The following is an 11,357-nucleotide window of genomic DNA, read 5'->3' on the forward strand; positions in this document are numbered from 1 at the left end:
CCTCCCTATGGGCTGACAACAAGGAGCCACGATGGCGACGTTGGACCGGACGGACGTGGGGCTGCGGGCCCTGCACCTGCTGGAGGGCCAGCGCATGGCGCAGCGCCTCTTCGCCCAGGTGATCGGCACTCAGGTGATCAGGCCGGGGCGCAGCGAGGAGGAGGTCGACAACCGGATCGCCCTGCTCGCCCGGGACGTGTTCGGCGCTCGGGCTTCCCGGGTCGGCCGCCGGTTCGTGCGGGCGGGGTCGGACACGGTGGTGGGCGGGCGCTGGCCGGAGCGGGTCGTCGGCGCACAGGACCTGGTCGTGGTGGACTTCGAGCCGCTGCTGGCCCCGTACGAGACGGGCTTCGCCCGGACCGTCGTCCTCGGCGACGGTCCGGTCCGCCGGGGTCTCGTGCACGACGCGGCCGTCGTGGCCGCCGGTGCCCGGGAGGCCTTGCGGGCCGACGACTCCCTGACCGGGCGCGAGCTCCACGCGACGGTCCGCGGCCTGGCGGCCGGGGCCGGGCGGCGTCTGGGCGGCCGGCATTGCGGCCGGCTCACCGGCACCGCCCCCGCGCACGGTGCGGGGGCGGCCCGGCCGGAGCTCTTCATCGGTCCGCACAACGACCTGCCCCTGCGCCGGACGCTGGGCGAAGGGTGCCGGGCCCACTGGATCCTCCAGATCCGCCTCGTCGACGAACTGCACGGCCACACTGCCGTGCACACGGAACTCCTCGACCTCGTCTGACCGTTCACCGGTCCGCCCCGTGCCCGGCCGGGCACGGGGCTTGTGCCGTGCGCTACGGCGGCGGCGTCCTGAGCGGCTCGCTGACGGGCGCGCCGTCCAGATCGGTCATGAAGTCGCGGTGGACGCGCTTCTCGTCCTTCGGCGCCGGGAGGCCCGGGCACGCGATGCCGTCGCCGTCCCGGTCCAGTTCGTTCGGGTCGAGCGCGTCCGCCCGGAGCACGGCCTGGGCGTCAGCCTGGGCCTTGAACGCTTCGCAGTCGGCCACGTGCCCCTTGTGCACGTACGGGGCGACGTCGAAGGTGCGCTCCGGGGGTTCGCCGCCGGAGCACGCGGCCAGTGTGATCGCGGCGATCACGCCGGCCGCCGCGACGGCGGCCCGGCGGGCCGGTCGCGGCCGCTGCGCGCGGCCCTGGTGGAGGGTACGGGGCTGCTCTGGCATGGTCCTAGGCCGATCCCGTCCGGAAGACCGTGAGCTTGCCGCTCGCCGGATCGAGCGCGTACACCTTCGCCGTGGTGTTGTTCACGGCCAGCGCGCCGAAGTGCACGGGCGCCCCGAGCGTGGGCTGCGGCAGGAGCGTGGTGCCGTCGGCCACGCCGAGGCCGCCCGGCGCGAAGACGCGTCCCGTCGCGTCGGAGGTCATCAGCTGGGCGACGAAGACCCGGCTGAGGTTCCTCAGCACGGCGACCTTGTGCGCCGCGTTCCCCGCGGAGTTCGACACCGCGCAGACCGACCCCTGTTGCTTGGGGGCCGTGCCGACGATGCGGCCGATCCGGGCCCCGGAGCCGCCGCAGTTCGTTCCCTGTCCGCCGCGGGCGTAGACGTAGACCGATCCCGCCGCGGGGTTGTAGACCGCGGCGACGGGGGTGAACAGCGTTCCCACCGGGTCGTCGATCGGTGTTGCGGTGTTGTTGGCGGGGTCGACGGCGATCGTCGTCGCGACGGCCTTCCACGCACCCGGCTTCGTCGTGTCCGGGACGCACTTCTGTGCGAGGAGGTAGACGAGGTGGCGGTTCGGATCGACGGCGGCGGCGCCCCGCACGGAGCCCGCGATGAGGACGTTCCCGGCGTTGTTGCTGCAGGCCGGTTTCGTCGGGGACCACCACACGACCCTGGCCTCGTGGGTCTGTGAGGAGATGGCGAAGAGTCCGATGCCCGCGGCGAGGGTGGTGCCGCTGCCGACGCCCGCCTTCGCGAGGTACACCTCGTGGCGCGCGGGGTCGAAGGTGAAGTCCAGTCCTGCCGCGCTCGCGATTCCCGGAGCGGGCAGGGGGATCGTCGTCGCGGACGCGGTGCCGGCCGGGATGTAGGCGACCACCGAGGCCTCGACCGGACCGCCGCCGACGTACACGTCGCCGTTCTCGGGCGAGACGGCCAGGGCGCTGACGGTCGTCGAGAAGCCGCTGACCTGGGTCACCGTGTTGCCGTTGGCGGTGTCGATGACCGCGACGCCGCCCTCGCCGCCGACGTACACCCGTCCCGTGCCGGGGTGGACGGCGATCCGGGCCGCCTTGGCGACGGTGGTGCCGGAGAGGCTGATCGGAGCACCGACCGGGGTGTCGGTCTTCCCGTCGATCACGGTCACGTCGTTGCTGTCGGCGGCCACGACGTACACGCGGTCGGCCTTCTCGTCGACCGCGAGGTCGCTCGGCTTCGCGCCCACCTGGACCGGGTCCGGCGCGCGCACCAGCGGTGCGGTGTCGTACAGGGTGTACGAGGAGTTCTCGCCCCGGCCGCACTTGTCCTCCGCGCCGACCGCCACCATGTTGTAGACCGGTTCGCCGGTCAGCAGCCCGGCGGCCTTCAGCTCGTCGATCGTCCCGTAGCGCCCGTGCTGCGCGCAGTAGGACTCCTCCGCCGTGCGCAGGGCGGCCGCGTCCGCGGCGACCGCGTTCTTGCGGCCCTTGTCGCCGATGCCCCGGACGGAGAACACCACTATGGCGGCGAGGACGCCGAGGATCACGATGACCACGAGCAACTCGATCAGTGTGAAGCCGTCCTGGCGTCTGGGGCGCAGGGAGAACGGGCGGTGGTCCGGCGTCATGGCGGTCGGGGCTTCCTTCGATCGATGGGTCACGTCCGGCCCGGGTGCACGCGCGGGCCCTCGCCGCGTCACGGCGTTCCCCGCCGTACGGGCTTGAGGTCCTTGGGGCCCGGCAGGTCCGGGCACGCGATGCCCTTCCGGGCACCGTCGAGGCGGTTCGGGTCGGCCGGCTCGAAGCGCAGGACGGCCTGCGCGTCCGCCTGGCTGGCGAAGTCCGGGCAGTCGTAGGCGTCGGCGGCGAAGCGCAGGAACCAGCGGGCGTCGAAGGCCCGTTCCGGCTCGGGGCAGCGTGCGCTGCGCTTGTCGACCGGGGCGCACGGCGCGGTGCGGGGTACCGGTCTGGTGTCGCGCGGTTCCGGCCTTTCGCGGCACGCGACGCCGCTGCCGTCGTCCAGGCGGTTCGGATCGGCGGGGTCGGCCCGCAGTACCGCCTGGGCGTCCGCCTGGCTGGCGAAGATGTCGCAGTCGTTGGCGTCGCCGTGGGTGGTGTACCCCTGCGCGTCGAAGCCCTTGTTGTCCGGGCAGAGCACGGTGCGCGGGGTGCCCGGGGTGCACCACTCGCGGTCCGGTTTCCGGGCCTGGGCGGCCGGATCCGGTCCGCCGCGCACGAACACCACGACGCCCAGCGCCACCGCGACCACCACGAGAACCAGCGCGCCCCGTCTGATCGCGCGTGAGCTCGACAGCTTGTTCAACACCGCCCTACCCCGCCTCTGCCCATCGTGCCGCCGGTCCTCCCCTGCGCCCCGCAACGGGTGGCGGAACCGGTCCGCGAGCCGTTGCAGGCTGGATACGTGCGTGCATTACATCCACAGCCACTCCGGTTGTCAATGATTGACTACTGGGCGCTCAAGTGCGCACCATCTCGGCAGGTGCGGCGCCGCCATGCCCGGAAACCTCGCAGATGCGCAGGAATCCCGGCCATCCGCCCGGCCCGGCCGGCGGAACGTCCATGCGGCCGCCGCCACCGCCCACCAGATCGACGAGGAGTAGCAGATGCAACGACAGCTCAGCCGCACCCGGAGCGCGCCGGGTGCCGGCCGCACCGCGATGCGCCGGGTACGGAACGCCTTCGCCGCGGGTGCCCTCGCCACGGCGCTGATCGCCGCCGCGGCCCCGGCGGCGTTCGCCACGACCGATTCGCAGGTCGGTGTCGCGAACAACATGTACCCCGCCCTGAAGGACATGAAGGGCCAGATCGAGCTGCTGGAGTCGTTCACCCCCTTCACGGCGAACCCGGCATCGCAGATCGGCGGGTTCTGGAACAAGCCCGCGATCGACACGTCGACGCTGCGCGGGATCACCTCGGGGAACCTGCGCCAGCAGCTCAAGAGCGCCGGCCCCTACACCACGTGCAACCCCGCTTCGTCGAACAACTGCACCGACGGGCCCCTGCACATCGACGCGTTCCTGTCGGCGGACGAGGCCAATGTCAACGCGGTCATCCCGACCGCGGCCGGCGGCACCTGCACGGCGAGCGGGAGCGTCGAGTGCAACGGTGACGCCGCCAGCAAGCACCCCGTCGCCGTCGGGCACCTGGCGATCTACAGCTGCAGCGGCACCTGGGCGGGCTCGACCAAGGGCGATGACCCGTCCAACGCCGGCAGCCCGCCGCTCGCGCTCGGCGCGGACGCCAACGGCAGCGGCAACGGCAAGGCCCAGTCGCCCCGTTGTGACGCGACGCCGATCTCCGGCGTGCCCACGACGATGTCGGGCGTGGTGTCCTGGCTCGCGGCGGCGAGCACCAACCGGATCGCGGTCGCCGACCCGGCCTCCGCTCCGTTCGGTGCGGCGTCCAAGCAGGCGCTGACCCAGAACGGCTTCTCCTGGGTCGACAGCGGCGCCGGGCAGAACGTGTTCCGGGGCAGCGCGTGCGACAGCGCGGGTACGGCGTGCAAGGTGCGCCTGGAGTCCGGGATCAGCCAGGTGCGCGGCGCGGTGACGGCGAACGCCGGCGGGAACACCCAGCTGGGTCTCGTCGCGAAGTCGAACATCGCGAACGTGAGCTGGACGTCGAGCTCGCTGAACAACACCACGAGCAACGACCCCAACACGTGGACCGAGGTCGATTCGACCGAGTACTCCGGCTACGGGGACATCCAGCAGTACGGCGTCGCCCTGACCGGCGGCAACTCCGGTGCGGCGGCTGCCTGGTACGACCTGTTCAAGAACCAGTGGGACGGGGACTTCACCATCCAGTCGACCCTCGCCGCCTACGGCTACTAGGGACCCGCCGACCGAGCGCGTCACACCCGTTCCTTCTCCACCAGGCCCTGAGGAGGGGCCTACACCATGAACAGATCACCACGTCGGCACCTCACGCCGAACGGCCTCCCGGCCTCGGCCGGACGCGGTCGGCCCCACCGGATTCCGGCCCTCGTCCTCGCGGTGGCGACCGTCGCCCTGGCCGCCACCCCGGTCACCGCGGCCGGCACCAACACGACCGGCCTCGGCACCGCGGTGAACCTCGACGACAACGGCCGCGGCAGCGCCGCCGTCGTGGTCGGAGACCTCAACAACGACGGGAAGCCGGACCTCGTGACGGCGATCCGCACCGAGGGCCTCGGCGTCTTCCTCGGCTCGGGCGGCGGCGCCTTCGGCTCCGTGACGAAGTACGCGGCGCCGCTCACCGGATCGAGCATCTTCATCAACTCGGCGGTGATCCAGGACGTCAACGGAGACGGCCACAAGGACGTCGTCACCCAGGACGCGCGCGGCAACGTCGCCCTGGTCTGGCTCGGCGACGGCACCGGAGCCCTCGGCGCCGGATCCGCGGTCCAGCTCAACCCGCTGCCCGGGTGCGACACCACGGGCGACAACCCGTGCGTCGTGCGCTTCCCGACCGGCGTCGTCGTGGGCGACTTCGACGAGGACGGCAAGCAGGACCTCGTGACGTCCAACGCGAACACGCAGAACATCGCGGTGGCCCTCGGCAACGGCAACGGCACGTTCGGCGCGGCGGCGCGCTTCGGACTGAACGGCGGCACCGGCCCCCAGGGCATCGCGTCCGCCGACCTCAACGGCGACGGCCACCTGGACGTCGTCACGTCGAACTCGTCGTCCGGCACGCTCTCCGTGCTGCTCGGCGACGGTGACGGGGCCTTCGGCACGGCGTCGAACATCTCGGCCGGCATGACCCTGCCCTCGAAGCTCAAGCTCGCCGACGTCAACGAGGACGGCAAGCAGGACGCCGTCATCGTGGCGCCCGGCACCCCGGGGCGCCTCGCCGTCCTGCTCGGAGACGGTGCGGGCGGGTTCGGTACCGCGAGCCTGCTGTCCGCGGGGTCCAACCTCAGCTCCGCCTCGGTGGCCGACCTGAACGGCGACGGCCACGTCGACCTGGTCGCCTCCAGCGCCAGCTCGCACGAGGTCGTCGTGTTCGAGGGCAACGGCGCGGGTGCCTTCGGGACCCCCTTCGCCTTCGGGCTGAACGGCGGCACCAACCCGCAGTCCGCTGCGGTGGCCGACCTCGACGGCGACGGGCGTCCCGATGTCGCCACGGCCAACAGCAACAACTCGACGACGTACGTCAAGGACGCGTCGGTGCTGCTCAACACGACGAACCGGACGCCGTCGGCCCCGAACGACGCGTACGGCCACATCGGGGCGGACACCCGGCTCGCCGTCGGCGCTCCCGGCGTCCTCGGCAACGACACGGACCCCGACGGCAACACGCTGACGGCGTCGCTCGTGACCGGGCCCGCGCACGGCACCCTGACGCTCAACGCCGACGGCTCGTTCGGCTACCAGCCCGGCAGCGGCTACGTCGGCAGCGACAGCTTCACGTACAAGGCCACGGACGGCACGGTCGACTCGAACATCGCCACCGTGACGATCAACGTCGCGGCCGGCTGCAACGGCCTCGCCGCCACGATCACCGGCAACGGGACCGTGACCGGCACGGGCGGCGCCGACGTGATCGTGACCGGCAACGGGAACGACACCGTCAGCGGGAACGGCGGCAACGACACGATCTGCACCTTCGGCGGCAACGACGCCGTCTCGGGCGGCAGCGGCAACGACCACGTCGACGCCGGCGACGACAACGACTCCGTCAGCGGTGGCAGCGGCGACGACGTGCTCAAGGGCGGAGCCGGCAGTGACGCGCTCTCCGGCGGCTCCGACAACGACACCGTGGTCGGCGGCGCCGACGGCGACACCCTCTCCGGCGGCAGCGGTACGGACCTCTGCGCCGGCGACGCCAACGGCGGTCCGACGCTCCCGGGCTCGGACGCGGTCGCGTCCGGCGGCTCCTGCGAGACGGTCGTCGAGGTTCCCTAGGTCGTCTCTTTCGGATCTTGCCGGTTAAGCCCGCGTCGTCCGGTGCCGTGCATCGGCGCGTTGGCGGGGCGCCCTTGTACTGGACGTACTCGGGTGCTCCGCCAACGCGGCGAGGTGCGGTACCGGGCGGCGCGGGTCAGGCCAGATCCGGAAGAGACGGCCTAGCCGGCGGGCCGCCTCCGGCGGCCGCCGATGAGACGCCGATGCACAGGACGGGCCCGGCGGTCGCGAAGGTGCGATCGCCGGGCCCGTCCCGTCGTGACGTCAGCCGGTCTTGACGGCCGGGTGCGTCGCACCGACGTCGACGGCGTCGAGGAACCGGCGCGCGGCGCTGACGTGCTCCAGCCGCAGGGCGTAGCTCGCGCGGGCGATGTGGTCGCCGGCGGTGTCCTCCTTGGCGCGCAGCTCCTGCTCGATCGCGTCGATGACGGCCCGTTGGCGCTCGACCAGACGGGCCGGGCTGGATTCGCGGCGCTGGAGCAGCAGGAGCTTGCAGGTGAGCTCGGCGCGGACGTCGAAGAGTTCGGTCACGGGCTCGCTGAGCCACCCGCCGACCGCCGTCTTCGCGGAGCGGGTGGCGCCGTAGATCATGCGCTGCGGTCCGCGGTTGCCTTCCTCGGAACCGACCGGTGTGATCAGCCCCCGCTCGACCAGCCGCGTGATCGACCGGTAGACCATGGGCCGCGAGACGTACCAGAACTCGCCGATTTCCGCGCCCTCCGCCGTGAGGGTCGCGAGGGCGAAGCCATGGCTGGGCCGTTCGGCCAGGAGCGCGAGCACGATCCATTCGGCCAGCGGCAGATCAAGTTCCTTCATGGTAACAAGGGTAAGGATTGCCGGTGGCGTTTGCGATGTCCTCCGGAACCCGGAAACGCCGAGGCCGGCGCGGGTGGCCCCGGTCAGCGGCCGACCGTCGTGAGCGCCGCGCCCGTCGCGTACGGGTCGCCCAGCGTCTCGTACCACCGGACGACCGGAGCGCCCGCGAGGAGGGCGGCGATGGCGCCGGCGGCGAGGAAGAGGCCGAAGGGGAGGCGGGTGTGGCGGGTCGCCCGGCCCGCCGCCATGAGCGCGACGGCGACCAGCAGCCCGGCGAGGCTGCCGGCCAGCAGCGCGAGGACGGGGTACCACGGCCCGAACCAGCCCAGCCCGGTGCCGAGCAGGCCGGCGAGGCGCACGTCGCCGAACCCGAGCCAGGCCGGCCGCACCCAGTGCAGGGCGAAGAAGACGGCGAACCCGCCCGCTCCGCAGGCGGCGGTCACGCCGAGCCGGTGCCACTGGCCGGTGGCCGCCGCGGCCGCGAGCAGGCAGGCGGCGGTGAGGCCGAGGGTCGGGTAGAGGAGCCGCCGGGGAAGCAGGAACCGTTCGGCGTCGCAGGCGGCCAGGGCCAGCAGGCCCGCGGTGAAGACCAGTACGGCGGGCAGGACCTCCGACGGGCCGAAACGCAGCGCCTCGGCGGCGAACAGGAGCCCGGTGAGCGCTTCGAGGAGCGGGTAGCGCGCGGGGATCGGGACCCGGCAGGCCCGGCAGCGCCGGCCCAGCAGGAGCCAGGACACGACGGGGACGTTGTCCCGGGCCGCGATCGGCGTACCGCATCGCGGGCAGGCGGACCGGGGCCTGGCGACGGAGCGGCCCTCGGGTACGCGGGAGACGGCGACGTTGAGGAACGAGCCCACCGCGAGCCCCAGGAGACCGATGAACACGGCATATATGGATGACATGGCGGGAATGGTGCCTTATCGGTCTCATCCACTGCTACCGCCACGATCGACCGGTGGACCCCGCGACGGGGCGGGCTCCCGGCAACGGCCCGCCCGCCGGGCGGCGCTCACGACGCCGCCCGGCGGACCGGTGGGAACGCCCCGGCGTCAGACGCCGGCGCAGGCCTTGCCGGCTATCGGGGTGACGTCCGGCCGGCCGCCGGCGGGGTTCGGCGTCACCGTGTGCCACTGGGAAGCGCCGGACAGGAATCCCTTGATCACCAGGGCGTCCATGTCGCCGTACTTGCCCTCACTGGCGAAGTACGCCTCCAGGGCCGTCTCGACCGTGGCCTTGTCCATCTTGCACGCCGACCCCTGGCCCTTGTCGTTGACGCCCCGGACGGAGAAGACGACGATCGCGGACAGGATGCCGAGGATCACGATGACCACGAGGAGCTCGATCAGGGTGAAGCCGGCTTCCGTCGCCCCGTTCCGCGCACGCACGCGCCGACGCAACTTGGCTTGCAGGTATGTGGACATCTCTCTCCATCTACGGCGACCGGTCCGGCCGGGCCCCGAACTAGTTACAGCTTGAGTAATCAGCGGCAGACTACGTAGCGGGCAGGGGGCTGACAAGGGGCGGCCCCGGCGTCGCGCCGTGTTGTAGTATCCGGCTGACTAATCAGCGGCTGACAGTACTGCGGAACGTACGCCCACCGAGCGGTGGCCCGTCGTTCCGGATGCGCGAAAGGGGTGGGTGCCATGGCGAACCTCCGGCTCTTCCGGGGCCGCGCGGCGGCGGGCCCCGCGGACGCGGACGGCACCCCGCCCGACGGAGCGCCGTCCGCGGTTCCGGCGGGCGGACCGGCCCCGGACACCGCGTCCGGCGCGGACCGGCCGCGGTCCGCGGAACAGGACCGGCCGCGCCTCGGGGAACTCCTGGTGCAGCGCGGGCTGCTCACCCCGGCACAGGTGGACGAGGCGCTCCTGCAGCAGCCGGCGTCCGGCAAGCGGCTCGGCGCCCTGCTGCTCGAACTCGGCATGGTCGACGAGCGGTCGCTCGTCGAGGCGCTGTCGGTCCGGCTCGACGTCCCGGTCGCCGACCTGCGCCAGAGCGAGCCCGATCCCGAGGCCGCCGCCCGCGTGCCGGAGGTGCTCGCCCGCGCGCTGGGCGTCGTCGCGGTACGGCGGGCCGAGGGCACGCTGCTGATCGCGGCGGGCGACCCGGGCGACCCGCGGATACCCGACGAGGTGGGCCGGGCCGTCGCACCGGACCGGGTGCGCCTCGCGATCGCGGCCCCCTCGGACATCAAGCGCTCGATCGACAGCGCCTACCGGGCGCTGGCCGGCGTCGGCAGCCTGGTCGAGGCCTTCGAGGCGGCCGAGACCGGCCGCAACGCGGGCGCCGGGGCCAGGGTGGTGAGCGAGGACGCGCCGGTCGTGCACCTGGTCAACCTCATGCTGACCCAAGGCCTGCGCGACCGGGCCTCGGACGTCCACGTCGAACCGCACGCCGACCGGGTCCGCGTCCGCTACCGCATCGACGGCGCACTGCACGACGTGCTGAGCCTGCCCGAGAACATGGGCCCGTCCGTGGTCAGCCGGATCAAGATCATGGCCAACATGAACATCGTCGACCGGCGGCGCCCGCAGGACGGGCAGATCGCCACCGAGATCGACGGCAGGTCGGTCGACATCCGGGTCTCGACCACCCCCACCATCTGGGGCGAGAAGGCGGTGCTCCGGCTGCTCGACAGGAACCGCACGCTGTTCCGGCTGGGCGAGCTCGGCATGCCCGCCACGACCTACGAGCGGTTCTCGTCCCTGCTGCGCTCCCCGTACGGCATGGTCGCCTGCGCCGGACCGACCGGCAGCGGCAAGACGACCACCCTGTACGCCACGCTCGGCGAGCTGAACCAGAGCGAGCGCAACATCACCACCATCGAGGACCCGGTGGAGTACGTCTTCCCGTCGGTCAACCAGATCCAGATCAACGACCAGGCGGGCATCACCTTCGCGACCGGCCTGCGCTCGATCCTCCGGCAGGACCCCGACGTGATCCTGGTCGGCGAGATCCGGGACGCCGAAACGGCACGGATCGCCGTCGAATCCGCTCTCACCGGCCACTTCGTACTGTCGTCCATCCACGCGGCCGACGCCTGCTCCGCACTGCACCGGTACGCCGACATGGGCATCGAGCCGTTCCTGATCACCACCACGGTCTCCGGGGTGGTCAGCCAGCGGCTGGTACGGCGGATCTGCGACCAGTGCCGCGAGCCCCACCGGCCGGGCGTCGACGAGCTGGCGTTCTTCACGAAGGCCGGCGGATCGCCCGACACCGAGTTCTGGCAGGGCCGGGGCTGCAACTTCTGCTCCCGGACCGGCTACCAGGAGCGGATCGGCGTCTTCGAACTGCTCGTGATGAGCGACGCGGTCAAGCGGCTGCTCGTCGAACGGGCCCCGGTCGACAGCCTGCGCAGGGCCGCCCGCGAGCAGCACATGGAGAGCCTGCTGGACGGGGGCGTCCGCCTGGTGGAGGAGGGGACCACCACCATCGCCGAGATCATGTCCAGCGTGTACGTGGTCTGAGACCCGGCGCCGGCC

At 72.5% G+C, this 11,357-nt stretch carries 10 protein-coding genes; 4 read left to right on the forward strand and 6 right to left on the reverse strand.

Translation table 11 applies throughout. The features are described from left to right. Positions 1-31: 31 nt before the first annotated feature. Complete coding sequence (locus tag ACIPW5_RS09365) at positions 32-733, forward strand: M24 family metallopeptidase (protein ID WP_401242574.1); 702 nt, start codon at positions 32-34, stop codon at positions 731-733. A gap of 52 nt (positions 734-785) precedes the next feature. Here the strand turns inward: ACIPW5_RS09365 and ACIPW5_RS09370 are convergent, their stop codons facing one another. From ACIPW5_RS09370 to ACIPW5_RS09380, 3 genes are all read right to left on the reverse strand, one after another. Continuing rightward, entirely contained in the window at positions 786-1,172 is a 387-nt protein-coding gene (locus ACIPW5_RS09370) for an excalibur calcium-binding domain-containing protein (protein ID WP_401242577.1), read from the reverse strand. Between the two features lie 4 nt (positions 1,173-1,176). Further along, positions 1,177-2,775 (reverse strand): prepilin-type N-terminal cleavage/methylation domain-containing protein, encoded by a 1,599-nt coding sequence (locus ACIPW5_RS09375; RefSeq protein WP_401242579.1) that lies wholly within the window; start codon positions 2,773-2,775, stop codon positions 1,177-1,179. Between the two features lie 68 nt (positions 2,776-2,843). Continuing rightward, complete coding sequence (locus tag ACIPW5_RS09380; protein ID WP_401242581.1) at positions 2,844-3,470, reverse strand: hypothetical protein; 627 nt, start codon at positions 3,468-3,470, stop codon at positions 2,844-2,846. Between the two features lie 301 nt (positions 3,471-3,771). On the opposite strand from ACIPW5_RS09380, the gene ACIPW5_RS09385 reads away from it, so the two are divergent. Together ACIPW5_RS09385 and ACIPW5_RS09390 are read left to right on the forward strand one after the other, a co-directional pair. Further along, on the forward strand, positions 3,772-5,001 hold the full coding sequence (locus ACIPW5_RS09385; RefSeq protein WP_401242584.1) for a hypothetical protein: 1,230 nt from the start codon (positions 3,772-3,774) through the stop codon (positions 4,999-5,001). A 66-nt stretch (positions 5,002-5,067) separates the two neighbouring features. Beyond that, entirely contained in the window at positions 5,068-7,056 is a 1,989-nt protein-coding gene (locus ACIPW5_RS09390; RefSeq protein ID WP_401242587.1) for an FG-GAP-like repeat-containing protein, read from the forward strand. A 264-nt stretch (positions 7,057-7,320) separates the two neighbouring features. On the opposite strand, the gene ACIPW5_RS09395 is transcribed toward ACIPW5_RS09390, so the two are convergent. The 3 genes from ACIPW5_RS09395 to ACIPW5_RS09405 all read right to left on the reverse strand — a co-directional run bounded on the left by ACIPW5_RS09395 (position 7,321) and on the right by ACIPW5_RS09405 (position 9,257). Next, positions 7,321-7,872: a PadR family transcriptional regulator gene (locus ACIPW5_RS09395; RefSeq protein ID WP_401242589.1), complete on the reverse strand. Its 552-nt coding sequence runs from the start codon at positions 7,870-7,872 to the stop codon at positions 7,321-7,323. Between the two features lie 83 nt (positions 7,873-7,955). Then, complete coding sequence (locus tag ACIPW5_RS09400; RefSeq protein ID WP_401242591.1) at positions 7,956-8,774, reverse strand: prepilin peptidase; 819 nt, start codon at positions 8,772-8,774, stop codon at positions 7,956-7,958. A 147-nt stretch (positions 8,775-8,921) separates the two neighbouring features. Continuing rightward, positions 8,922-9,257, reverse strand: a complete 336-nt coding sequence (locus ACIPW5_RS09405) for a type II secretion system protein (protein ID WP_401242594.1) — start codon at positions 9,255-9,257, stop codon at positions 8,922-8,924. 258 nt (positions 9,258-9,515) lie between these two features. Between ACIPW5_RS09405 and ACIPW5_RS09410 the strand changes: the two genes are divergently transcribed. Next, positions 9,516-11,342, forward strand: coding sequence for a GspE/PulE family protein (locus ACIPW5_RS09410; RefSeq protein WP_401242597.1), 1,827 nt, complete (start codon positions 9,516-9,518; stop codon positions 11,340-11,342). Positions 11,343-11,357: the final 15 nt, after the last annotated feature.

Source organism: Streptomyces sp. NPDC090077, assembly GCF_044747545.1.
Lineage (GTDB): Bacteria > Actinomycetota > Actinomycetes > Streptomycetales > Streptomycetaceae > Streptomyces.

Coding starts and splice junctions, on each gene's coding strand:
- ACIPW5_RS09365 (WP_401242574.1), top strand. CDS start 32: ATGGCGACGTTGGACCGGACGGACGTGGGGCTGCGGGCCCTGCACCTG.
- ACIPW5_RS09370 (WP_401242577.1), bottom strand. CDS start 1,172: ATGCCAGAGCAGCCCCGTACCCTCCACCAGGGCCGCGCGCAGCGGCCG.
- ACIPW5_RS09375 (WP_401242579.1), bottom strand. CDS start 2,775: ATGACGCCGGACCACCGCCCGTTCTCCCTGCGCCCCAGACGCCAGGAC.
- ACIPW5_RS09385 (WP_401242584.1), top strand. CDS start 3,772: ATGCAACGACAGCTCAGCCGCACCCGGAGCGCGCCGGGTGCCGGCCGC.
- ACIPW5_RS09390 (WP_401242587.1), top strand. CDS start 5,068: ATGAACAGATCACCACGTCGGCACCTCACGCCGAACGGCCTCCCGGCC.
- ACIPW5_RS09395 (WP_401242589.1), bottom strand. CDS start 7,872: ATGAAGGAACTTGATCTGCCGCTGGCCGAATGGATCGTGCTCGCGCTC.
- ACIPW5_RS09400 (WP_401242591.1), bottom strand. CDS start 8,774: ATGTCATCCATATATGCCGTGTTCATCGGTCTCCTGGGGCTCGCGGTG.
- ACIPW5_RS09410 (WP_401242597.1), top strand. CDS start 9,516: ATGGCGAACCTCCGGCTCTTCCGGGGCCGCGCGGCGGCGGGCCCCGCG.